The 23,436-nt window shown below is 71.0% G+C and carries 22 protein-coding genes; 10 read left to right on the plus strand and 12 right to left on the minus strand.

What is annotated here, in order from left to right:
• The first annotated feature begins 105 nt into the window (after positions 1-105).
• On the plus strand, positions 106-1,059 hold the full coding sequence (locus AFR_RS31225) for a hypothetical protein (protein ID WP_023560810.1): 954 nt from the start codon (positions 106-108) through the stop codon (positions 1,057-1,059).
• A gap of 194 nt (positions 1,060-1,253) precedes the next feature.
• Here AFR_RS31225 and AFR_RS31230 read toward each other — a convergent pair whose 3' ends face one another.
• From AFR_RS31230 to pgsA, 8 genes are all read right to left on the minus strand, one after another.
• Positions 1,254-2,009 (minus strand): YebC/PmpR family DNA-binding transcriptional regulator, encoded by a 756-nt coding sequence (locus AFR_RS31230; RefSeq protein ID WP_023560811.1) that lies wholly within the window; start codon positions 2,007-2,009, stop codon positions 1,254-1,256.
• Between the two features lie 24 nt (positions 2,010-2,033).
• Positions 2,034-2,651, minus strand: coding sequence for a pyridoxal 5'-phosphate synthase glutaminase subunit PdxT (pdxT, locus tag AFR_RS31235; protein ID WP_023560812.1), 618 nt, complete (start codon positions 2,649-2,651; stop codon positions 2,034-2,036).
• A gap of 72 nt (positions 2,652-2,723) precedes the next feature.
• The gene (gene pdxS / locus AFR_RS31240; RefSeq protein ID WP_041841272.1) at positions 2,724-3,572 is read right to left on the minus strand and encodes a pyridoxal 5'-phosphate synthase lyase subunit PdxS; all 849 of its coding nucleotides are present in this window, start codon (positions 3,570-3,572) and stop codon (positions 2,724-2,726) included.
• Positions 3,573-3,880: 308 nt separating this feature from the next.
• A complete protein-coding gene (gene fliQ, locus AFR_RS31245) occupies positions 3,881-4,150 on the minus strand; it encodes a flagellar biosynthesis protein FliQ (RefSeq protein WP_023360261.1) in 270 nt (89 codons plus the stop codon).
• 85 nt (positions 4,151-4,235) lie between these two features.
• Complete coding sequence (locus AFR_RS31250) at positions 4,236-4,778, minus strand: hypothetical protein (protein WP_041842964.1); 543 nt, start codon at positions 4,776-4,778, stop codon at positions 4,236-4,238.
• Positions 4,779-4,803: 25 nt separating this feature from the next.
• Complete coding sequence (locus AFR_RS31255; protein ID WP_023560815.1) at positions 4,804-5,958, minus strand: glycosyltransferase family 4 protein; 1,155 nt, start codon at positions 5,956-5,958, stop codon at positions 4,804-4,806.
• A gap of 13 nt (positions 5,959-5,971) precedes the next feature.
• Positions 5,972-6,814: a phosphatidylinositol mannoside acyltransferase gene (locus tag AFR_RS31260; RefSeq protein WP_052359850.1), complete on the minus strand. Its 843-nt coding sequence runs from the start codon at positions 6,812-6,814 to the stop codon at positions 5,972-5,974.
• A gap of 59 nt (positions 6,815-6,873) precedes the next feature.
• Positions 6,874-7,506 carry a phosphatidylinositol phosphate synthase gene (pgsA, locus tag AFR_RS31265; protein ID WP_023560817.1) on the minus strand — a complete coding sequence of 211 codons (633 nt, stop codon included), beginning with the start codon at positions 7,504-7,506 and terminating at the stop codon, positions 6,874-6,876.
• Positions 7,507-7,733: 227 nt separating this feature from the next.
• Between pgsA and AFR_RS31270 the strand changes: the two genes are divergently transcribed.
• Positions 7,734-9,884: an elongation factor G-like protein EF-G2 gene (locus AFR_RS31270; RefSeq protein ID WP_023560818.1), complete on the plus strand. Its 2,151-nt coding sequence runs from the start codon at positions 7,734-7,736 to the stop codon at positions 9,882-9,884.
• A gap of 1 nt (position 9,885) precedes the next feature.
• Here AFR_RS31270 and AFR_RS31275 read toward each other — a convergent pair whose 3' ends face one another.
• Positions 9,886-11,076, minus strand: a complete 1,191-nt coding sequence (locus tag AFR_RS31275) for an FAD-dependent monooxygenase (RefSeq protein WP_023560819.1) — start codon at positions 11,074-11,076, stop codon at positions 9,886-9,888.
• 54 nt (positions 11,077-11,130) lie between these two features.
• Between AFR_RS31275 and AFR_RS31280 the strand changes: the two genes are divergently transcribed.
• From AFR_RS31280 to AFR_RS31290, 3 genes are read left to right on the plus strand one after another with little or no spacing between them, the layout of a single operon-like run.
• Complete coding sequence (locus AFR_RS31280) at positions 11,131-11,760, plus strand: TetR/AcrR family transcriptional regulator (protein ID WP_023560820.1); 630 nt, start codon at positions 11,131-11,133, stop codon at positions 11,758-11,760.
• Positions 11,724-13,655, plus strand: a complete 1,932-nt coding sequence (locus tag AFR_RS31285) for a putative bifunctional diguanylate cyclase/phosphodiesterase (RefSeq protein ID WP_023560821.1) — start codon at positions 11,724-11,726, stop codon at positions 13,653-13,655. Before AFR_RS31280 ends, AFR_RS31285 begins: the two co-directional genes overlap by 37 nt.
• The gene (locus AFR_RS31290) at positions 13,652-14,923 is read left to right on the plus strand and encodes an ABC transporter substrate-binding protein (protein ID WP_052359518.1); all 1,272 of its coding nucleotides are present in this window, start codon (positions 13,652-13,654) and stop codon (positions 14,921-14,923) included. Before AFR_RS31285 ends, AFR_RS31290 begins: the two co-directional genes overlap by 4 nt.
• On the opposite strand, the gene AFR_RS31295 is transcribed toward AFR_RS31290, so the two are convergent.
• On the minus strand, positions 14,920-15,399 hold the full coding sequence (locus AFR_RS31295) for an HIT family protein (RefSeq protein ID WP_052359851.1): 480 nt from the start codon (positions 15,397-15,399) through the stop codon (positions 14,920-14,922). The genes AFR_RS31290 and AFR_RS31295 overlap by 4 nt on opposite strands.
• 129 nt (positions 15,400-15,528) lie before the next feature.
• Between AFR_RS31295 and AFR_RS31300 the strand changes: the two genes are divergently transcribed.
• From AFR_RS31300 to AFR_RS31310, 3 genes are all read left to right on the plus strand, one after another.
• Positions 15,529-16,518 carry a hypothetical protein gene (locus tag AFR_RS31300; RefSeq protein WP_148308117.1) on the plus strand — a complete coding sequence of 330 codons (990 nt, stop codon included), beginning with the start codon at positions 15,529-15,531 and terminating at the stop codon, positions 16,516-16,518.
• A 62-nt stretch (positions 16,519-16,580) separates the two neighbouring features.
• The gene (locus tag AFR_RS31305) at positions 16,581-17,066 is read left to right on the plus strand and encodes a SigE family RNA polymerase sigma factor (protein WP_023560825.1); all 486 of its coding nucleotides are present in this window, start codon (positions 16,581-16,583) and stop codon (positions 17,064-17,066) included.
• A complete protein-coding gene (locus AFR_RS31310; protein WP_023560826.1) occupies positions 17,063-18,136 on the plus strand; it encodes a hypothetical protein in 1,074 nt (357 codons plus the stop codon). The genes AFR_RS31305 and AFR_RS31310 overlap by 4 nt, the downstream gene beginning before the upstream one ends.
• 43 nt (positions 18,137-18,179) lie before the next feature.
• On the opposite strand, the gene thrS is transcribed toward AFR_RS31310, so the two are convergent.
• Both thrS and AFR_RS31320 read right to left on the minus strand, forming a co-directional pair.
• Complete coding sequence (gene thrS, locus AFR_RS31315; protein ID WP_023560827.1) at positions 18,180-20,174, minus strand: threonine--tRNA ligase; 1,995 nt, start codon at positions 20,172-20,174, stop codon at positions 18,180-18,182.
• A 57-nt stretch (positions 20,175-20,231) separates the two neighbouring features.
• Positions 20,232-21,155: an ADP-ribosylglycohydrolase family protein gene (locus AFR_RS31320; RefSeq protein WP_041842970.1), complete on the minus strand. Its 924-nt coding sequence runs from the start codon at positions 21,153-21,155 to the stop codon at positions 20,232-20,234.
• Between the two features lie 106 nt (positions 21,156-21,261).
• Between AFR_RS31320 and AFR_RS31325 the strand changes: the two genes are divergently transcribed.
• On the plus strand, positions 21,262-21,951 hold the full coding sequence (locus tag AFR_RS31325) for a response regulator transcription factor (RefSeq protein ID WP_023560829.1): 690 nt from the start codon (positions 21,262-21,264) through the stop codon (positions 21,949-21,951).
• Between the two features lie 77 nt (positions 21,952-22,028).
• Entirely contained in the window at positions 22,029-23,387 is a 1,359-nt protein-coding gene (locus AFR_RS31330) for a HAMP domain-containing sensor histidine kinase (RefSeq protein ID WP_023560830.1), read from the plus strand.
• The last annotated feature ends 49 nt before the right edge of the window (positions 23,388-23,436 follow it).

The following is a 23,436-nucleotide window of genomic DNA, read 5'->3' on the forward strand; positions in this document are numbered from 1 at the left end:
GGGAAGCACCTCGGGTGGGCGGTGGTCTTGGTGGATGGGTTGCGTGGGGGCGCGGGGGCGCCGACCATGGGGTGGGAGGTCACTGTGGCTTACCTGATTCCGCCGATGGAGGACGAGCCGCCCGCCGACTTCATCGCGTTCGTTGCGGGGCGGCTGGGTGCGTTGCGCGACGAGGCGGCACGGCTGGTGGGCGGTGAACGCTTTGCGGCCGAGGTCTACATGGAAGTTCTGACCGACCTCGCCGGCCACTGGCGCCGCGTCTGCTGGCGCAGCCGGCTCAGCCACCGCGACGCCGCCACCGAATACCTCAACCGGCGTCTTCACACCCGCAGCCGCCAGTGGCGCGAGGACCAGATCTACCCGGTCGAGGTGACCGTCTCCCACCACGATCCCTGGTCGACACCGATCGACGGCTCGCAAATCTCCCTCGACGAGATGACGGTCTCCCACCGTGGCCGCTCGTCGACACCGGACGACGGTGCGCGAATCTTTCTCGACCCGGAACCTCTGCGGCCGACGCCCGTCGAGACCGCACGCTACGCACGTCCCCGGACCGATCCGGCGCAACCACCAGGCCCGCCGCCGTCACACACTTCGGATCACCACATCTCGACAGTTGTGCGAATGCCGGCCCCGGTGCAGCCCTCCGGCCCACCAACGCCATCGACGGCCGACCCCGCCGGGACCGTGGAAGCATCGCCGCAGGAACGTTCCCTCACTCCGACCGCGTGGGGGCAAGCAAATCTGGTGGAGGCAGCGACAGCGCAGGGGCGGCAACATCCCGGGGAAGCGACGACGAGACGTCCCCTCACCGCGGCTGCGGCGGCTGCGCAGTGGCAGGGGCATTCGGTCAACGACGAGACTGTTGCGCAGCGGCTGGCACCGCTGTTGCCGTCAACGGCGAGGGCCGAGGTGCGGGTTGTGGCCGAAGCCGAGATCGCCTGGGTTCACGCCTACCGCCGCTACGTGTGGCGCCGCTACGCCCGGCTGGGCGGCACGTTTGTGCTGGTGCTCGGCTCTTTTGTCCAATTCATGTCGCAGGTCTCGGCACCGACCTGAGGTTTGCCCCGAGCACGGACCTGGCAGGGTGCGGGTGGCCGTTCATGAGCCGCCAGGCGATTGGCCGCCCGCGCCCGGTCTCGGCGGGAGCGACGATCAGAACCATGCAACCAGGCACGACATGCCCTGGATCTTGATCTCGGAAGACAGAAAACCGCCCGGCCCACACGGACCGGGCGGTTCTCAAGGATGGATCACGCGTCGATGGCCGCGAGGATTTCGTCGCTGATGTCGGCATTGGCGAAGATGTTCTGGACGTCGTCGCAGTCCTCGAGGACGTCGATGAGCTTGAGGACCTTGCGGGCCGCTTCTTCGTCGACCGGGACGGTCATGCTCGGGACCAGGGAGGACTCGGCCGAGTCGTAGTCGAGGCCGGCGTCCTGCAGGGCCGTGCGGACCGCGACCAGGTCGGTGGGCTCGCTGACGATCTCGAAGGCTTCGCCGAGGTCGTTGATCTCTTCGGCGCCGGCGTCGAGGACGGCCAGCATGAGGTCGTCCTCGCTGACGCCGTCGCTCTTGGGGACGATGATGACGCCCTTGCGGTTGAAGAGGTACGAGACCGAGCCGGCGTCGGCGAACGTGCCGCCGTTGCGGGTCAGGGCGGTGCGGACCTCGGTCGCCGCGCGGTTGCGGTTGTCGGTGAGGCACTCGATGAGGAGGGCGACGCCGTTGGGGCCGTAGCCCTCGTACATGATCGTCTGCCAGTCGGCGCCGCCGGCTTCGAGGCCGGAGCCGCGCTTGACGGCGTTGGCGATGTTGTCGTTGGGGACGGAGCTCTTCTTCGCCTTCTGGATGGCGTCGTAGAGGGTGGGGTTACCGGTGGGGTCCCCGCCGCCGATGCGCGCCGCGACCTCGACGTTCTTGATCAGCTTGGCGAACATCTTGCCGCGCTTGGCGTCGATGACGGCCTTCTTGTGCTTGGTCGTCGCCCACTTGGAGTGGCCGGACATGCTTCAACCTCCGTGTTGACCGCTTTATCGAGCGTCGTCTGCGGCCCGGCGGACCAGCTCGACGAAGTACCGGTGGACGCGGAGGTCGCCGGTGAGCTCCGGGTGGAAAGCCGTGGCGAGCAGGTTCCCCTGCCGGACGGCGACAATCCTACCGGCGGCGGGTCCCGACGTGACGCGGCCCATGACCTGCACGTCGTCGCCGACCTCCTCGACCCACGGGGCGCGGATGAAGACGGCGTGGAAATCGTCGCCGGGAATGTCCTCGATCTGGACGTCGGCCTCGAACGAGTCGACCTGCCGGCCGAACGCGTTGCGCCGGACGGTCATGTCGATGCCGGCGAAGGACTCCTGGTCGGGGCGTCCGTCGAGGACCGTCCCGGCCAGCATGATCATGCCGGCGCAGGAGCCGTAGACGGGCAGGCCTCCGGCGATGCGTTTGCGGATCGGCTCGAGCAGGCCGAACGTGATGGCCAGGTTGCTCATGGTGGTCGACTCGCCGCCGGGGATGACAAGCGCGTCGACGGCGTCGAGCTCCTCGGGCCGGCGGATCGGCCGGGCCACGGCGTCACTCTCCGCGAGCGCGCCGAGGTGTTCCCGGACGTCGCCCTGCAACGCGAGCACGCCGATGACGGGATCTTTCACGGTTTCTCACCTTACGGTCCGGCATGGCAACGGCCCGGGCGCCTCACGAGGGCCCGGGCCGCGGTGAACGGATTACCAGCCGCGCTCGGCGAGGCGGTGCGGCTGCGGGATCTCGTCGACGTTGATGCCGACCATGGCCTCGCCGAGACCACGCGAGACCTTGGCGATGACGTCGGGGTCGTCGTGGAAGGTGACGGCCTTGACGATCGCGGCGGCGCGCTGGGCAGGGTTGCCGGACTTGAAGATGCCGGAACCGACGAACACACCCTCGGCGCCGAGCTGCATCATCATCGCGGCGTCGGCGGGGGTGGCGATACCGCCTGCGGTGAAGGTGACGACCGGCAGCTTGCCGGCCGCGGCGACCTCCTTGACCAGGTCGTACGGCGCCTGCAGCTCCTTGGCCGCGACGAACAGCTCGTCCTCGGGCAGCGACGTGAGCCGGCGGATCTCGCCGCGGATGGTGCGCATGTGCGTGGTCGCGTTGGAGACGTCGCCGGTGCCGGCCTCACCCTTCGAGCGGATCATGGCCGCGCCCTCGGTGATGCGGCGCAGGGCCTCGCCGAGGTTGGTCGCACCGCAGACGAAGGGCACGGTGAAGGCCCACTTGTCGATGTGGTTGGCGTAGTCGGCCGGGGTCAGGACCTCGGACTCGTCGACGTAGTCGACACCGAGCGACTGCAGCACCTGGGCCTCGACGAAGTGGCCGATGCGGGCCTTGGCCATGACGGGGATCGAGACGGCCGCGATGATGCCGTCGATCATGTCGGGGTCGCTCATCCGGGAGACGCCACCCTGCGCGCGGATGTCGGCGGGGACACGCTCGAGTGCCATGACCGCGACAGCTCCGGCGTCCTCCGCGATCTTGGCCTGGTCGGGCGTGACCACATCCATGATCACACCGCCTTTGAGCATCTCGGCCATTCCACGCTTGACGCGTGCGGTCCCGGTGACAGAGGTGGGGCTGGACACGATGACTCCTCAGGGTGATGGGCTCGGGGGAATTTTAGGCGGGGAGAAGGGTGCCGCCGATGGCCAATCGACCCCAGGGTGGACTGCTTGTTCCCCTTCAACCGGCCATCCGGTCAGGAACAGGACGAAAGATCAGCTTCATGTCGTAGCTGGGTGGGTGGTGCTGACCGTCGCTCCCGCCGATTGCCGGCTGCGTGCGTACTCACCCTGGGACAAACAAAAGGCCGCCCCCTGAAGGGGCGGCCTCGGTAGAACCATGCTCAGGCGAGCAGCGACGGGATGTTCTCGAAGAGCTGCGTCGTGTACGTGACCATCTCGTGCAGCATCCAGTTACCCGAGAACAGGATCGCCGCGCCGACGCCCACGGCCTTCGGGACGAAGGACAGCGTCGCCTCCTGGATCTGGGTGACGGACTGGAACAGCGAGATCGCAAAGCCGATCAGCAGCGCCGTGATCAGCACCGGGGCACACATCTTGGCGGAGATGGTCATCGCCTGCAGGCCCAGCTCGACAATCTTCGTGTCCGTCATGCCATCCTCTTCGGGCCCCGCACAAACCCTGGGAGTGCACAACGGGCGCGCCACGGTTGCCGTTCGGTTCAGGCCGGCGGAACCCTCAAGTCGAGGCTTGGGCCGGGACCGGCGGCTCCGGCGCCGGGCGCTGCGCCACCGCCAGCGGCTCCCGCAGCGTCGGGTCGACGATCTCGAAGTAGCGGGGTCGTTCGTAACCGCGGGCCATGCGCAGGAGGCGGACCAGCGGGCGCCGGCGGGCGGTCAGGGCGTCGCGGACCAGGTCGGTGTGCACCTGCCGGGCCAGCGCGACGCGGCGGCTCGTGGCCACCAGCGTGCGGGTCGCGGCCTCCGCCGGGTTGAGGTGCACCGCCTGGAGCTGGCGGGTCAGGTCGTTCTCGGCGATCTCCCGCTCGTCCTGCTCGGCGTCGAGGGCCAGCCGGGCCGACGCGTAGAGCTCGACGAACCCGGTGTCCTCCGCGACGACCGCCGCGGCTGCCGCCCGGCGCAGGAGGTGGGCGTCCAGGGCCCGGCCGGCCGAGGCCGCGCGGACGTGGACCCGCTCGACCCGGTGGGACGTCCAGGCCAGGTACGCCGACAGCACAGCCGCCACCGCAAGCGCTATCAGGACCCACCTCATGCGGGGGATCGTAGTGCGGTTCTGTGTCGGAGAGTCACGTCCCGGAGCGTGGTTCGGCCCACTCTTCGTCAAATACGCGACCGTCCGTGGCCTCGATGGCCGTGGCATACACCTCGAGTACACGCTTGGCTACGCTGGGCCAATCAAACGCCTGGACGGCCACCCGGGCGCAGGCTGCCAGCTCCGCCCGCCGCCGCGGGTCGTCGAGGAGTTCGCCGAGCAGCCCGGTCAATGCCCCGGCGTCGCCGGTCGGGAAGAGCGCTCCGGCCCGGCCACCGTCGAGGACACGGCGGAAGGCGTCCAGGTCACTCGCTGCGATCGCCGCACCGGCCGCCATCGCCTCGGTGAGGATCATGCCGAAGCTCTCGCCGCCGGTGTTCGGCGCCACGTAGATGTCGACGCTGCGCAGCATCCTTGCCTTGTCGGCCTCGCTGACCAGCCCCAGGAACTCGACCCGGTCGTGCAGCTCTTTCGGGATGTCGTCGTAGAGGTCGGACCGGTCGCCGGGGCCGGCCACCAGCAGGCGCAGGCCGGGGCGTTCGCGGGCGAGCGTGACAAACGCGGTCCGCAGCAGCTCGAAGCCCTTGCGGGACTCGGTGAAGCGGCCCAGGAAGCCCAGCGTCCCGCCCTCACCCGGCCGGCCCGGCAGCGCCTCCGCGTGCGAGAACTTGGCCACCGCGACACCGTTCGGGATCTCGACCGCTCCCCCGCCCAGATGCTCGACCTGCACCTTGCGGGCCAGCTCACTGACGGCGATGCGGGCGGTGATCTTCTCGACGACCAGCTGCAGGAGTCCCCCGGCCGCCGACAGGGCCCGGGACCGGATCATCGCGGTGTGGAAGGTGGCCACCACCGGCCCGCGCGCGGAGAGCACCGCCAGCAGCGACAGGCTCAGCGTGAGCGGCTCGTGGACGTGCAGGACGTCGAACTTGCCGCGGGCCAGCCAGCGCCGCACCCGCGCGGTGGAGATCGGGCCGAACGCGATCCGGGCGACCGACCCGTTGTACGGCAGCGGCACCGCGCGCCCGGCCGCCACGACGTACGGCGGGAGCTCGGAGTCCTCGTCGGCGGGGGCCAGCACGCTGACCTCGTGGCCGAGCCCGATCAGCGCCTCGGCGAGGTCGACGATGTGGTTCTGGACGCCGCCGGGCACGTCGAACGAGTACGGCGAGACGATCCCGATCCGCACGCCGGCCCCGCCCTCAGACCCGGGTGCTCTGGTCGAGCCACAGTTTCTGCAGCATGTGCCAGTCCTGGGGGTGCTCGGCGATGCCGAGGGCAAACGCGTCGGCCAGCCGCTGGGTCGTCAGCTTGACCCGCACGTCCAGTGCACCCTCGGACTTCTCCGGCAGCTCGATGCGGCGGATCCGGCCGACCGTGCGGCTGGGCTCGAACCACAGGTCGGCGGCGTAGAGCGGGGCACCGGTGCGCAGCGCCAGCATCGCCGGGCCGCCCGGCATCCGGGTGCGGCCGCCGAAGAACTGCACCTCGATGCCGCGGGAGGACAGGTCACGGTCGGCCAGCAGCGCTACGGCGTACCCCTGGGTGGCTCTTTCGGCGAGGACGTCCAGCGGCGGGCGCTGACCGCCGGTCAGCGGGAGCACCTCCATGCCGAGCTTCTCCCGGTAGGCCACGAAGCGCTCGAAGACCGACTCGGGTTTGAGGCGCTCGGCCACCGTGACCAGCGGCCAGCCCTGCGCGGTCACCCAGGCGGCCGCGGCGTCCCAGTTGCCGACGTGCGGCAGCGCCAGGATCGCGCCATTGCCCTCCTTGAGCACGGCGTTGAACTCGTCGGCGTCGAACAGGTGAAAGTCGGTGAGGAAGTCCTCGCGGCTCTGCGACGGCAGCCGGAAGGCCTCCATCCAGTAGCGGGCGTAGGACCGGAGACCCGCTTTGACCAGGGCGTCGAGCCCGGCCTCGGGCAGGTCCGGCCCCACGACCGTGCGGAGGTTGCGGCGCAGGCGCTGGACACTCGGACCGTTGCCCTTGAACGACCGGTCGGCGCCGGCGTTGAAGATCGCACGGGCGGCCGGCAGCGGCAGCATCCGGACCACCCGCCAGCCCGCGGCGTACCCCAGGTCGGTCAGCTGATCACGCCGGGAGCTCACGCGGGACCGTCCGCGACCGGCACGACGTCGGACTTCGCGGCGTGGATCAGGCGCTGCAGGACGGTGACCAGCGACAACGCGGCGAGGACCCAGAGCGCGGCGGGCAGGCCCCACTCCAGGCCGGCGGCGCCGAGCAGGCCGCCGACACCCACGATGAGCAGCCGCTCGAGGCGCTCGGCGATGCCGACGTCGGCGTCCAGGCCCAGGCTCTGGGCGCGGGCCTTCACGTAGGAGACGACCTGGCCCAGTGCGAGGGACAGCAGCGCGGCGACCACACCGCCGTACGGGTTGCCCAGGCCGGCCAGGTAGTAGACGACGGCGCCGAACACCGCGGCGTCGGCGATCCGGTCCATCGACGAGTCGAGGAGGGCGCCGAACTTGCCGGACGGGCCCCGCATGCGGGCCATCGTCCCGTCGAGGGCGTCGGTGAGCGCAAACGCGGTGACGACCACCGTGCCCCAGAAGAGTTCACCCCGGGCACCGAAACCGAGCGCACCGATCACGACGCCCACGGTGCCGGCGACGGTGACCATGTTCGGGGTGACGCCGATGCGGAGCAGGAATCGGGCGGCGGGGTGGAGGACGTACGACACGAGTGCGCGCGCGGGCACGCTGACGATCTTTGCCATGGCCGTCCCACCATAACGGCGACCGACCGTGAGTCCTACGGCGTGCGTCACGCGTCGCCGGATCGTCATGAAACGGCGGTCGGGGATTACAAAGGGTTGCGGCGGCGACTGCGCTGGGTGTCAGATCCAAGGACGGGGACGTAGGGGCGCCCACCCGGGTCCGGTGGGACACCGGAGCTGACGGAAGAATGGGCCGCCGACCGGCTGCCGACAGGAGGGCGTCACCCATGACGCAGAAGACCCAGGAGAAAGGGCTCACCGCTCCGGTGGTGACGGAGCCCGGCAGGGTACGCAACGTGGTGCTGGTGGGCCACTCCGGCGCGGGCAAGACGACGCTGATCGAGGCGCTGCTCGCCGCGACCGGCACGATCTCCCGCGCGGGCACCGTGGCGGACGGCACCACGGTGACCGACCACGATCCCGCCGCCGTCCGCCAGCAGCGGTCCGTGGCGCTGTCCTGCGCCCCGGTGGTGCACGACGGAGTGAAGATCAACCTGCTCGACACCCCGGGCTACGCCGACTTCGTGGGCGAGCTGCGCGCCGGTCTGCGCGCCGCCGACGCCGCCGTTTTTGTCGTCTCGGCGGTCGACGGCGTGGACTCGGCCACCGTCGCGCTCTGGGAGGAGTGCGCCGCCATCGGCCTGCCGCGGGCCGTGACGATCACCCGGCTGGACCATCCGCGCGCCGATTACGAGGGCACCCTGCAGGAGTGCCAGGAGGCGTTCGGCGAGAACGTCATGCCGATCTACCAGCCCATGCTCGGTGACGACGGCGAGTCGATCGCCGGCCTGCTGGGCCTGGTCACGCTCAAGGTTCTCGACTACTCGCAGGGTTATCCGCCGCGGGCCGGCGAGGCCGAGCGGGAGCATCTGACGCCGATCAAGGACGACCGGGACCTGCTCATCGAGGGGATCATCGCCGAGAGCGAGGACGAGACCCTGATGGACCGGTACGTCGCCGGCGAGCTGATCAGCACCGACACGCTCGTGCCCGACCTGGAGAAGGCCGTCGCCCGGGGCAACTTCTATCCGGTGATCCCGGTCTGCGCCGCGACCGGTGTCGGCCTGGACGCCCTGCTCGACGGCATCGTCAACGGCGCGCCGTCCCCGCTGGAGCACGACCTGCCCGTGGTCACCGGTGTCGACGGCAGCCCGCTCCCGCCGCTGACCTGCGACCCGGACGGCCCGCTGGTCGCCGAGGTCGTCAAGACCACGATCGACCGCCACGTCGGCCGGGTGTCGCTGGTCCGGGTCTTCTCCGGCACGCTGCGCCCGGAGCTGACCGTGCACGTCTCCGGGCACGGTCTTGCCGAGCGTGGCCACGCCGACCACGACGCGGACGAGCGCATCGCCCACGTTTACTCCCCGCTCGGCTCGCAGCTGCGCGAGGTGGCGTCGTGCATCGCCGGTGACATCTGCGCGATCACCAAGTCCGGCAGTGCCGAGACCGGTGACACGCTCTCCGGCAAGGACCAGCCGCTGCTGATGGAGCCGTGGACGATGCCCGAACCGCTGCTGCCCATCGCGGTGGTGGCGAAGTCCCGTTCCGACGAGGACGCCCTGGCCAAGAACCTGGCCCGGCTCGTCGCGGGTGACCCCACGCTGCGGCTGGAACGCAACCCGGACACCCACCAGCTGGTGCTCTGGTGCATGGGTGAGTCCCACGCCGACGTCGTCCTCGACCGGCTCCGCGCCGGGGGTGTCGAGCTGGACACCGAGCCGGTGAAGGTCTCTCTGCGCGAGACCTTCGGCGCGACGGCCACCGGTCACGGCCGGCACGTGAAGCAGTCCGGCGGCCACGGCCAGTACGCCGTCTGCTCGATCGAGGTCGAGCCGCTGCCGCGTGGTTCCGGCTTCGAGTTCGTGGACAAGGTCGTCGGCGGCGCGGTGCCGCACAACTACATCCCGTCGGTGGAGAAGGGTGTCCGGGCGCAGCTCGAGAAGGGCATCGTCGCCGGTTATCCCGTCGTCGACCTGCGGGTGACGCTCGTGGACGGCAAGGCGCACAGTGTCGACTCCTCCGACGCCGCGTTCCAGACCGCCGGGGCGCTGGCGCTGCGGACGGCGGCCGAGCAGGGCCGGGTGGCGCTGCTCGAGCCCGTCGACGAGATCGTGGTGCGGGTGCCGGACACCTACGTCGGTGCCGTGATGAGCGATCTGTCCGGCCGCCGCGGGCGCCCGCTGGGCACCGAGGCGGACGAGGACGGCGAGCACAGCCTGGTCCGGGCCGAGGTGCCCGCCACCGAGCTGGTCCGTTACGCGGTCGAGCTGCGGGCTCTGACGTCCGGCACCGGGACGTTCAGCCGGGTGTACGCCCGGCACGAGCCGATGCCCGCCCACCTGGCCGACGCGGTCCGCAAGGAGCACGCCGCCCGGTGACTCAGACGGCCGGCGCCATCGGGTAGGACGGCAGCTCGATGGCGTTGGCCGCCACGTGCAGCGGCTGCGTCACCTTCTCGACGATCTGCCGCTTGAGCGGGTGGTACTTCAGCGTCCGCATGCCGTAGTTGCGGAACGCCAGGGCGAAGCGGCCGCCCGGGACCATGTCACCGGCCATCTTGCGGCCGAAGGCGAGGTTCTTCTCCACGAACGGCCGGAGCAGCGTCTCGTAGCGGTCGAAGGCGGTCCGGTGGTCACCACCGGCCGCCGCGAGCTCGCCGGCCAGCGCGTACGCCCCGACCAGGGCCATGCTCGTGCCCTGCCCGGCCGCCGGGGACGGGCAGTGCGCCGCGTCGCCGAGCAGCACGACCCGCCCGGCGGACCAGCGGGGCAGCTCGATCTGGCTCAGTGAGTCGAGGTAGACGTTCTCCGAGGCGCGCATGGCCGCCAGGAAGTCCGGCACCCGCCAGCCGAGCCCGGTGAACTGCTCCGCGAAACTCTCCCGGTCGAGCACCGGCGAGGGCGAGCCGCAGACCAGGCCGACCTTGGCCGGGGCCGACGGGCCGGTGCTGTAGGCGAAGACCATCCGGCCGGGCTCGGTGTAGAAGACCTCCTCGCGGTCCAGCCCCAGGCCGTTCGGCACGTCGAAGATCGAGATGTGGCCGCCCAGGTAGCGCAGCGGCACCTCCCCCATGACCTTGCGCCGGGTGGCCGAGTGCACCCCGTCGGCCCCGACGACCAGTGCGAACCGGCGGGCGGCGCCGCTCTCGAAGATGACGTCCACACCGTCGGGGCCCTCGGTCATCGAGGCGATGGCGTCGCCGAAGACGTACTCGACGTCGGCGGCCGTGGCGTCGTACAGGATCCGGGTCAGGTCGGTGCGCATGACCTCGAGGTCGTCGTTGCGGCGGCCCATCAGCAGGTCGGCGTCGAGCCGGGCGATCCGGCCGCCGTCGCGCTTGACGTAGGTGACGTGCCGCATGCCGGTGTCGACGGCCCGGGCCGCCTCGAAGACGCCCATGCGCTTGAGCACCTCGATCGCGGCGCCGCGGATGTCCACCTTGTAACCGCCGTCGCGCAGGACCGGGGCCCGCTCGACGACCGTCGGCACAAAACCGTGCCGGTGCAGCTGGTGTGCCAGGGCGGGACCGGCCATGCCGGCGCCGGAGATGAGGACCTCTCGCTGTGTCATGCGAGTTACTATACAAACGTCTTACACGTTTGTATAGAACTTAGGATGTCAGCCATGGGACACCGGGAAGACCTGCTGGCCGGCGCCAAACGCTGCCTCTACGACAAGGGGTACGCGCGCACCACGGCCCGGGACATCGTCGCGGCGTCCGGCACCAACCTCGGCTCGATCGGCTACCACTACGGCTCGACCGCGGGCCTGATGAACGCCGCGATGCTGAGCGCCATCGAGGACTGGGGCGACGCGATCGGCGAGGCCCTGTCGGCCGAGATCACCGACGAGTCCGACGACCCGATGGTCCGCTACTGGCGGCGGGTCATCGGCACCATCGGCACCCACCGGGAGCTGTGGCTGGCCTCCATCGAGGCGATGCTGCAGAGCGAGCACGCCCCCGAGCTCAAGGCCCAGATCGCCGCCGGTCTCGAGCAGGGCCGCAGCGGCCTGGCCGCCGTGCTCCTGGGCCGCGAGGAGGACTCCCTCGACGAGCGGACGATCCGGTCGGTGGGCTCGGTGTCGCTGGCGCTGATGTCCGGCGTCATGACCCAGTGGCTGACGGACCCCGAGCACGCCCCGTCGGCCGAGCAGATCGCCGAGGGAGTCCGTGCGCTAAGTCTCAGCCCGGCGCTCCCGCCGTCGATGAACAACCCGTGGCCTCCCGACGCCGTGCCGAGCCGCGCGCCCTGACCTCCTGGCGCGTGCTGCTCGCTGTTGTCGTCGTGCTGACCGCGACGGTGGTGGCCGGGGTCGCGGCACTGCAGGAGCAGATCAGGACCCGCACGCTGGACAGCGCGGTGCAGGGTGTCGTGATCATCAGCTCGCTGGTCATCGACCGCAGCCTCACCCTGAACGACCTCGTCGACGAGCTGCACCCGGCCAACCGGGCCCAGCTCGACACCGACCTCGTCCTGCTCCGGCAGCGGGGCGAGGTGCGCGGCCTGATGATCTGGTCGCTGACCGACGGCCGCCTGGTCTACGCCGACCCGGACTACCTGCTGGCCGGCCGGCTGACCGACGCCCGGCGCCGGTCCGTCCCGCTCGACCACCCGACCGCCGGCAACGCCACCGACCCGGCCACCGGTGAGCACCTGCTCGAGGTCAACTACCCGTACGACGCGAACGGTGACGGCATCGTCGACGGCCTCGCCGTGATGCTGCTGCCGCGGCGTGACGTGGACAGCTCGATCGCCCGGGCCACCCGGCTGCTCTACGGCGGCGGCCTGGTCGTGCTCGTGATCGCGCTGGCCGCCGTGCTGCAGGTGCGCCGCCGCCAGTCCGCCCAGGACCACGCCGCGGTGCACGACCCGCTGACCGGCCTGGGCAACCGCGAGAAGCTGCGCCGGGTGGCGGCACCCGCGCTCACCGCCGCCTCCGAACGGCATCCCGCCGCCCTGCTGCTGCTCGACCTCAACGGTTTCAAGGGCATCAACGACTCCCTCGGGCACCACGCCGGCGACCAGGTGCTCACCGCGGTCGCCCGCCGGCTCGAGCAGATCTGCCCGGGCGCCGGGACGGTCATCCGGCTGGGCGGCGACGAGTTCGCCGTGCTGCTGCCGAGGACCGGGTCCGAGCAGGCGCTCGCCGTCGCGGCCGCCGCCCGTGAGGCCGTCTCCCGTCCGGTGGTCATCGAGGGCCTGGCCGTCGAGGTCGGCGCGAGCATCGGCGTTGCGACCGCACCCGTCCACGGGCGTGAGCTGAGCGCCGTGCTCCAGCAGGCCGACATCGCCATGTACCGCGCCAAGAAGGCCGGCGGCGGTGTGCTGCTCCACGACGAGACCGCCGGGACGGACGAGACCGGCAGCCGGCACGTGACCCAGCTGGCGCAGCTGCGCCAGGCGCTCGAGGACGGCCTGCTCGAGCTGTACTACCAGCCGACGTTCGCGGCCACGGGCGAGGTCCGCGACCTGGAGGCGCTGCTGCGCTGGAACCACCCGCAGTACGGCCTGCTGGCCGCGGCGGACTTCCTGGTCGCGGTCGAGCAGACCGCCATGATCAAGCCGCTGACCGCCTGGATGCTGCGGACGGCGACCGCACAGGGCGCCGCCTGGTACGCCGCCGGTCACCGCACCCGCATCGTCGTCAACCTCGCCGCGCAGAGCCTGCTCGACGACACCCTGCCCGCACTGGTGATCGAGACGGCGGCCGCCGCCGGTCTCCCGCTCGAGGCGATCAGCCTGGAGTTCAGCGAGGCCACCGTCGCGCTGGACCCGCCGCGGGCCGCCACCGCGCTGGCCCGGCTGGCCGCCGCCGGCATCGCGGTCGGCCTCGACAACGTCGGCGCCGGCACGACCCACTGGCTCACCGTCGCGCGGGCGCCGCTGACCCGGCTCAAGCTCGACCGTGAGCTGGTCCGCCTGCTGCCCGGCAACCTCGCCGCCGAACGCATCGTGGGCGGCCTCATCCGCATCGCCGGTGATCTCGGTATGACCAGCGTGGCCGTGGGCGTCGAGACGCCCGGCACCGTGCACCGCCTCACCGAGCTGGGCTGCGACGAGCTGCAGGGTTTTGCCCTGTGCCGTCCGCTGCCGGCCGGTGAGGTCTCCGCCTGGCTCTCCGACCACTCTTCGATCGAGGTGGCATGACGATGACCCGAGTCCGCAGGCTGTTCGCCGCACTGGGCTGCGCCGCACTGCTCTCCGGGGCCGCCGCGTGCGGCACCCCCGGAGCGGCGGGCGACGGCAAGATCACGCTGACCGTCGACGACTTCGGCAACTTCGGCTACAAGACGCTGCTGCGGGAGTACGAGGCGGCGCACCCCGGCATCCGGGTCGTCGAACGCGTCAGCGAGTTCACCGCGCACCACCAGCAGCTGACGCAGCGTCTCGACGCCGGCGAGGGCACCGGTGACGTCGTGGCCGTCGAGGAGGGGTACGTCGTCGAGTTCCGCAACCGCGCCGGTGACTTCGTCAACCTGCTCGACCTCGGTGCGGGCGCTCAGCGTACGAACTGGCTGCCCTGGAAGTGGGACGCCACCCTGAGCGCCGACGGGACCGGGCAGCTCGGACTCGGCACCGACGTCGGCGGCCTGGCCATGTGTTACCGCCCCGACCTGTTCAAGGCGGCCGGCCTGCCCAGCGACCGCAAGGCGGTGGCGAAGCTGTGGCCGACGTGGCAGGCGTACATCGCGGCGGGTCACCGGTTCCAGGACGCCGATCTGGCCGCGAGCTGGACCGACTCGGCCAGCAACATCTTCAACCAGATCCTGGCCCAGGAACCCGTGGGCTACTACAACCGCGACGAGGAACTGGTCATCGACACCAGCCCCGGCGTCCGCCACGCCTGGGACCTGACGAACGACATGATCGAGGCCGGTGAGTCCGCCAAGTACGTCGCGTTCAACCCGCAGTGGCTGGCGGCTCTGCAGGGTGGCCGGTTCGCCACGCTGACCTGCCCGGCATGGGTGCTCGGCTGGATCCAGCAGAACGCTCCCGCCACCCGCGGGCAGTGGGACGTCACCGCGGTGCCCGGCGGCGCCGGCAACTGGGGCGGCTCCTGGCTGACCGTGCCGAAGCAGAGTGCGCACCCGCGGGAGGCGTACGAGCTGGCGTCCTGGCTGACCGCGCCCGAGCAGCAGCTGCGCATCTTCACCGAGACCGGCAACCTGCCCTCGACCCCGAAGCTCTACAGCGACCCGGCGGTCCGCAGCTTCCGGAACCCGTTCTTCTCCGACGCCCCGGTCGGCGAGATCTTCGCCTCGGCCGTGACCGCCAAACCGGCGCAGTACCTCGGGCTGCACAACGCCGAGGTCCGCAAGGTCATGGAGCAGAAGCTGAGCAAGGTGGAGATCGGCAAACTCGCCCCGGAACAGGCCTGGCAGGAGGCGCTCGCCGAGGCCGAGGCGATCGACTAGACGGTCTCGGACCAGGACTTCCGGAGCAGGTCCCGGGTGTCGCCGAGCAGTTGCGGCAGCACCTTGGTCCGGCCGATCACCGGCATGAAGTTGCCGTCGCCACCCCAGCGCGGCACCACGTGCTGGTGCAGGTGCGCGGCGATCCCGGCACCGGCCACCGCACCCTGGTTCATGCCCAGGTTGAAACCGTGCGGGCTGCTCACCTGCCGGATCACCCGCATCGCCCGCCGGGTGAACGCGGCCACCTCGACCGTCTCCTCCTCGGTCAGGTCGGTGTAGTCGGCGACGTGCCTGTACGGGCACACCAGCAGGTGCCCGGGGTTGTACGGGTACAGGTTGAGCACCGCGAAGACGAGCTCACCACGGGCCACCACCAGGCTCTCGCCCTCGGGCAGGCCGGGCGCGACGCAGAACGGGCACCCGCCGGGTTTCTCGTACCCGCCCTCGGGCCGGTCCTCCCCCGAGATGTACGCCATCCGGTGCGGTGTCCAGAGACGGTCCAGCCCGTCCGGTTCCCCGACGTCACTCACGCTCCCACCCTAGTCAGCGCGGCGCTCCCGTGCCCGGTGCGCACCAGACATCGACATCCGTCATAGAGTGCACGGATGCGTGGGACCCATACGCGAGGCCGTCGCGGCACCTGGATCGCCGCTCTGTCGGTGGCCGTCCTCGTCGCCTGCACGGCGGCGGTGATCATCGGCGCGAACCAGTGGCGCAGCGACGAGCCGGTCGCCGCACCGGCGGCACCCGTCGATCCCGGCCGCCGGCCCTGGCAGGTGACGCTGGACCTCGACACCAAGGCGGGTTACGTGATCTCCGCCGGTGTCTCCGACGGCGCGCGGCAGGGCCTGACCGTGCAAAATCTGGCCTTCAGCGGCAAGCCCGACGGTGTCTACGGCGGCGAGGTGACCGCGTTCCCGCCCGGCACCCTCGACGAGCAGCAGCTGACCGTCGGTGAACGCGTGAACGACGCCTGGTACGTCCCCGACTTCACCTTCGCCGAGCACACGGCCCGGGACGGCAAACCGTGGCAGGCGCCCGCGGTCGGCCGCCCGGACCCGTCCGGCGTGTGGGTCGTCGTCTACGCCGACCCGGCCCGCAGCGTCGGCGAGGCCGCGATCGGCCGGGACGACCTGCTCCGCCTCGCCGCGGCTGTCCGCGTCGGCCCGGCCCGCGATCTGCGCCTGCCGCTCAGCCTGGGCGCCGGGCTCCCGGCCGGGCTGGACCTGACCTACGTGCGCGCCACCGACCAGCAGCTCGACCGGCAGCCACCGACCCTCGGTCTCAGCCGCGCCACCCGCGAGCCGTCGGGGGCCGGCCTCTACGCCCGCCCACCGGGCGGCCTCGACGTCATCATCACCACCGAGCCCCGCAACGGCGACTGGGACAAACGCCGCCCAGCTCTGACCGGCCCGACGACGGCGGGTGGCCTGCAGGCCTGGTACGAACAGGGCAAGCGCCTCACCGTCGAGGCCGAACGCTGTGTTGTCACCATCGAATCGGCGCTGACGCGTGCGGAGCTCGAGAAGCTCGTCGACCGCATGACCATCGGCGACTGCGCCGACCCGGAATCGTGGATCCCGCCGCTGAGCTGACACAGCACATCCGGGGTGCCCCGCGTCCTTCCTGGTGAGGAACATCAACGGGAAGGACCGGGATGCGGTTCGAAGACTTCGCGGCGGCTCGGCTGCCGGCGCTGGTGCGCTACGCGAGGCTGCTCAGCGGGGATCAGGAACAGGCCCGCGACATCGTCCAGGACGTGCTGGCCCGCGCCCTGGTCCGGTGGGCGCGCATCGATCGCGCCGACGACCAGTACGCCTACGTACGCCGCATGGTCACCAACGAGTACCTGTCCTGGCGCCGCCGGCGGAAGCTGCCCACGGTGCCGCTCGACCTCGCGCCGGAGCCGAGTGCAGGCCGCCCCGCGGAGCACAGCGACGAGCTGTGGCGGTTGCTCGCCGGCCTGCCGCGGCAGCAACGGGCCGTTCTTGTCCTGCGCTACTACGAGGGGCTGACCGACCACGAGATCGCCGAGGTGCTGGGCTGCCGCCCGAGCACGGTCCGCGGTTATGCCAGCCGCGCCCTCGCCACCCTGCGCATCGAGCTGCGCACCGCGCCGGAGCACGAAGGAGCCCTGCCGTGACCACGATCGAGGACCTGCGCGAGACGTTCGACAACCACGCCGGTGGGCCCGTCGAAACCGGCCTGATCGAGGCCGCCCGGACCGGCGCCGCCCGGATCCGCCGCCGGCGCCGGATCGCCGGGACCGCTGCGGCGGCGGCGCTGGTCGCCGCCGTCGCCGTGGTGGTGCCCCTCTCGGCGGCGCGGTTGCGGGCCGAGCCGCAGCCGGCTGCCCCGGCGCCGTACCGGGCCCCCGACGAGAGCACGCTGACCATGGTCGGCACTCCGGGCTTCTTCGTGCTCAACCACGGGATCGATGCCACCCGGCAGTTTCTCGTCGTGCGCGGTTCCGGCCCGGAGATCACCGACTTCGGCGGCACGGTCACCGTGCACGATCCGGGCAGCTTCGACCCCGCCGTCCTGCTCGCCGGCGAGCGGGTCACGGTCGCCGGTCACCCGGCGTTCCACGTCGAGGACCTCGCCGGCACCGTCCCCGGCCCGATGACGGTGACGGGATCTCTCCGGCCCGGTGTCGGCTGGCAGGACGCCTCGGGCGCCTGGGTCGTCGTGTCCGACGCGCGCAACCGCGAAGCGCTGGTCCGGCTGGGCGCGACGGTCCGGCTGGGACCACCCCGCAAGATCACCGCCCCGGTACGCTTCGAGCACCGCCCGGGCGGTCTGCCGGTCAGCTACGTGTCGAACAACGACACCGGGAACGCGCCGGGTGGCTACCAGTTCAGCTCCACCGTCGGCTTCTCGCCGGCCCGGCCACCGTTCGCGACGGACGACCGGGTGAGCGGCCTGCCGGTGAGCGTCCTGGCGGTGCCGAAGACCAGTCGCAGCTGGACGGAGCTGCTGGTCGAGCCCGGCCCGGACTGGCGGACCATCGGCGGGCACAGGACCCGGTTCCTGCCGGACAGCCAAAGACAGGATCCGGGCGCGCACCTGCTGATCGACGCGGGCACGTGCGGGGTGCGTCTCGAGGTCGCCAACCTGGCCCGGACCGGCTACGACGAGATGGTCCGCACGGTCGAGGGCATGACGATCGCGGACTGCACCGACACCACGACGTGGCTGCCGGTCACACCCTGACAAAAGCGCCGGGGGTACGCGTACCCCCGGCGCTCTTTGCTGGTCAGGCCGCGGACGGCCCGGTGTTGATCCGGGAGCGCACGACCTCGACGACGTGGGCGACGGCCTCGTCGAGCGGGACGCCGTTGCGCTGCGAGCCGTCGCGGTAGCGGAACGAGACGGTCCCGCCGTTCACGTCGTCGTCGCCGGCGATCGCCATGAACGGGATCTTCTGCTGCTGGGCGGTACGGATCTTCTTCTGCATCCGGTCGTCGGAGTAGTCGACCTCGGCGCGGATGCCTTCCTTCTTGAGCCGGGCCACGAACTCGCCCAGGTAGTCGGCGTGGTCGTCACGGATCGGGATGCCGACCAGCTGGACCGGCGCGAGCCAGGCCGGGAACGCGCCCGCGTAGTGCTCGGTCAGCACGCCGAAGAAGCGCTCGATCGAGCCGAACAGCGCCCGGTGGATCATGATCGGCCGCTTGCGGGTGCCGTCAGCGGCCGAATATTCGAGCTCGAAGCGCTCCGGCAGGTTGAAGTCGAGCTGGATGGTCGACATCTGCCAGGTGCGGCCGATGGCGTCCTTGGCCTGGACGCTGATCTTCGGGCCGTAGAACGCCGCGCCGCCCGGGTCGGGGACGAGCTCCAGGCCGGACTCCTGCGCGACCCGGCGCAGGGTCTCGGTGGCCTTCTCCCAGTTCTCGTCGGTGCCGACGGACTTCTCGGGGTTGCGGGTGGACAGCTCCAGGTAGAAGTCGTCCAGGCCGTAGTCCTTGAGCAGCTGCAGCACGAAGGTCAGCAGGGAGGTCAGCTCGGCCTCCATCTGGTCCTCCGCGCAGAAGATGTGCGCGTCGTCCTGGGTCATGCCGCGGACCCGGGTGAGGCCGTGGATGACACCGGACTTCTCGTAGCGGTAGACCGTGCCGAACTCGAACATCCGCAGCGGCAGCTCGCGATAGGACCGCCCGCGCGACCGGAAGATCAGGTCGTGGAAGGGGCAGTTCATCGGCTTGAGGTAGTAGTTCGCGCCCTCCATCTCCATGGGCGGGAACATGCCGTCGGCGTACCAGTCGAGGTGCCCGGAGGTCTCGAAGAGGTTGGCCTTGGTGATGTGCGGGGTGTTGACGAACGAGTAGTCGGCTTCCTCGTGCTTCTGCCGCGAGTAGTTCTCCATCTCGCGGCGGATGATGCCGCCCTTCGGGTGGAAGACCGGCAGGCCGGACCCCAGCTCGTCGGGGAAGGAGAACAGGTCGAGGTCGGCGCCCAGCTTGCGGTGGTCGCGGCGGGCGGCCTCCTCGAGCAGCTTCAGGTACGCCTTCAGCTCGTCGCGGGTCGGCCAGGCGGTGCCGTAGACCCGCTGCAGCTGCGGGTTCTTCTCACTGCCCCGCCAGTACGCCGCGGCGCTGCGCATCAGCTTGAAGGCGCCGATCAGCCGGGTCGTCGGCAGGTGCGGCCCGCGGCACAGGTCGCCCCAGACGCGCTTGCCGTCCTTGTCGATGTTGTCGTAATGGGTCAGCTCACCCGCGCCGACCTCCATCACCTCGGCGTCGTCGACCTCACCCTTGATGTCGACGAGCTCCAGCTTGAACGGCTCGGCCGCCAGCTCCACCTTGGCCTCGTCCAGCGAGCCGTACTCGCGGCGGCGGAAGGTCTGGCCGGACTTGACGATCTCCTGCATCCGCTTCTCGAGCTTCGCCAGGTCCTCGGGCACGAACGGCTTGGCCACGTCGAAGTCGTAGTAGAAGCCGTTCTCGATCGGCGGGCCGATGCCGAGCTTCGCTTCCGGGAAGATGTCCTGGACGGCCTGGGCGAGCACGTGCGCGGTCGAGTGCCGCAGCACGTTGAGCCCGTCGGGCGAGTCCAGCGGCACCGGGGTGACCTCGGTGTCGAGCTCCGGCGCCCAGTCCAGGTCGCGCAGGCGGCCTGATGGGTCGCGGACGACGACGATCGCTTTCGGACCGGCGGCGGGCAGGCCGGCGGCGGCCACCGCGTCGGCCGCCGTGGTCCCGGCCGGGACGACTAGGGCGTCGGCCACGACAGGGGTACGGGGTGCAGACACGGTGATCTCCATTCATCAAAAAGCCGATTCGCTGAGAATGCTAGTAGAACCATTTGCTCACCCTTCGCGCGACGCGGCCACCCATTTCGGCAGCGGCTCGCGTGCGGCCAGCCAGGCCGCGGGAATGCCATCGACCCCGGTGTACGCGGCCACGATCCCCCCGGCCATCGCCGCGGTGGTGTCCACGTCCCCACCACCCGCGACGCACGCGGTGATCGCGGCCGGATAGTTGTCCAGATGCTGCGCGGCGACCCAGATCGCAAACGGTACGGAGTCCTGCGCCATGGCCCGTGAGCCGGTGCCCAGCTCGTAGGCGGCCTCGGCGGCGTCCTTGATGCGGACGGCCCGGCGCAGTCCGTCCTGGACGTGGCCGGGCGTGACCAGACCGGCCACCGCGGCCAGCAGCTGGCCCGCCGGCGGTCGGTGACCGTCGAGCCGGGCAGCAGCGGCCATCGCGGCAGCCACGGCCACGGCGACACCGCCGGCGATCCCCTCGGGGTGAGCGTGGGTGACCTCGGCCGCCCGGACCGCTTGCGCGGCAGCGTGGGCGAGGGAGTCGGCATGCCAGGCACCGAGCGGCGCCGCGCGCATGGCGGCGCCGTTGCCGGCCGAGCCCTGCCCGTCGAAGGCCGCGGCGGCCGCGATCGGCCAGGGTGTGCCCTCGCGGATCTGCCGGAGCATGACCACGGCACCGGGCCCGTAGCCGCGGTAGGCGTCGAACTGCTCCGAGAGCAGGTCGGCAAATCGGTCACGGTCGAAGGAGAGCTCGTCACTGCCCGTCAGGACGGCGACGAGGCAGCAGGCTTCCTCGGTGTCGTCGGTCCAGGGCCAGGGCGGTGTGGGCAGATCACCGCGGGCCAGGTCCGCGGCGGCGTTGCCGGGGACAAAATACTGTGCGCCGAGCGCGTCACCCACGGAAAGACCGGCAAGACTGTCGGTGGCCAGGGCGAGGCGGGATTCTGGGAAGAGTGTGAAGGTCATCGGTCCCCGCAGCATACCGCTCGCCTTTTTGGTCACTCTCCGTGCTGGAAACAATCCTCTCAATGACAAATTCGGTCTGGCTTGCCAAGGGCAGTACCTTCTCAGCATGGCCACGGTGTTGCTCGTCGAAGACGATCACGTCGTGCGCGGCGCGATGCTCCGGTCACTGGCTGATCGGGGGCACGCCGTGCACGCCGTCGGCACAGCCCTGGACGCCCTGCGCCGGGTGGCCGCGGAGACGCCCGATCTGGTGGTGCTCGACCTGGGCCTGCCCGACCTCGACGGCTCGGACGCGCTGCGGATGCTGCGCGGCATCACCGACGTCCCGATCATCATCGCGACGGCGCGTGACGACGAGCAGACGGTCGTGCGCCTGCTCCGCGCCGGCGCCGACGACTACATGGTCAAGCCGTTCACCGGCGCCCACCTGGACGCGCGCATCACCACGGTGCTGCGCCGCGTCGGCCGGGCCAGCCGCACCGCGCAGCCCGCCGTGCACGAGGTCGGCGAGCTGCGGGTCGACATCGGCGAGCGCAGCGCGCTCCTTGCCGGCGAGGCCCTGGCACTGACCCGCAAGGAATTCGATCTGCTGGCCTATCTGGCAGCCCGCCCGGGCCGGGTCGTGTCCCGTCGTGAGCTGTTGGAGGAGGTATGGCGACAGCCGTCGGTAGGCGAGGATCAGACGATCGACGTCCACCTGTATTGGCTCCGTCGGAAACTGGGCGAGTCCGCGGCGAAACCTCGCTACCTGCGCACCGTGCGGGGGGTCGGATTCCGGTTGGTGGCGCCGGACTGAGGGCACGGCTGGCTTACGTCAGCGCTGCCACCACCGCCATCGCCGCTCTCGCTTTCCTGGTCCCCCTGGGCTGGGAGTTGCGGGAGGACCACCGTGACAAGGCCATCTCCGCTGCCGAGCAGCGCAGTGCCAAGGTCGCGGGCGCCATCGTCTCGGGCGCCAACAAGAAGGCGCTGGATGCCACGGTCGCGGCGGCCGGCGAAGGACTGCTGGTGCACCCGCCCGGCAACACCGGGAACACCCGGGCCGGCGCCGACGACGTCCTCGACGCCGCCAAGGGCACCGAACCCGTCGTTGTCGACGTCACGGGTGGACTGGTCCTGCTGGAGCCGGCCCGCGCCGGATCCGCCTCCGCCTCTGCCGACAAGACCTCGGTCGTCGAGGTCTTCGTCAGCGACGAGGCACTGAGCGAGGGCACCTCCCGCGACTGGTGGATCCTTCTCGGCATCATGCTGGGCCTGGTCATCGGCTCGGTGATCGTGGTCGACCGGCTGGCCCGCGGCGCGGTCGCGTCGGTGCGCAACCTCGTGCACGCCGCGATGGCCGTCGGCGGCGGTGACCTGGGCGTCCGGATCCAGCCGTCGGGCCCGCGCGAGCTGGCCGAGGCCGGGTACGCCTTCAATCGCATGGCCGACCGGCTGGTCACCTCGCGCACCAGCGAGCGTGAGCTGGTCGCCGACCTGTCGCACCGGCTGCGGACACCGCTGACGGTGCTGCGGCTGGACGCCGAGGCGCTCGACCCGGACGACACCCACATCGGGGAGTTCTCGGCCGCCGAGCTCGATCGGCGGCGGGGCATCCGGCGCATCCGCCAGGCCATCGTCACCCTCGAGGGTGAGGTCGACCAGCTGATCAACACCACCCGGCAGGCCGTCGCCGCGCAGGTGGCCGCGCCCGAGGAGGGTGTGTGCGACGCGAGCGAGGTGGTGCGGGACCGCATGGTCTTCTGGTCGGCGCTGGCCGGCGACCAGGACCGGCAGTACCGCGTGGTCGGCGCGCACCTGCGCATCCCGGTGCCGGTGGCCCGGGCCGAGCTGGCCGCGGCGCTCGACGCCGTGCTGGGCAACGTCTTCCGCTACACCCCGCAGGGCACGGCATTCGAGGTCGGCATCACCCGCCGTGACGGATGGGTGGCAGTTCGTGTGGACGACGCGGGACCGGGCATCGACGACCCGGAGAAGGCTCTGCGCCGCGGCGAGAGCGAAATGGGCTCGACGGGCCTGGGCCTGGACATCGCACGGCGGGCGGCGCAGGCCACCGGCGGTTCGGTGAGCCTGGACCGGGCCGCGATGGGCGGTGCCAGCGTGGTGATGTTGCTGGCCGACGCCGAGGCGTCACCGAAACAGGCGAGCCGCTTCGGGCTCGTCGGCCGGCTGGCCCGGGAACGCGATCCGGTGAAGCGCAAGTGGCCGCATCAACGCACGGACGAGTCGTGAAAAACGGCCGCAGCGCACCGCAGACCGCGAAACAACCCGGACGGTACAA

The sequence above is a fragment of the Amorphoplanes friuliensis DSM 7358 genome (assembly GCF_000494755.1).
Taxonomy (GTDB): domain Bacteria; phylum Actinomycetota; class Actinomycetes; order Mycobacteriales; family Micromonosporaceae; genus Actinoplanes; species Actinoplanes friuliensis.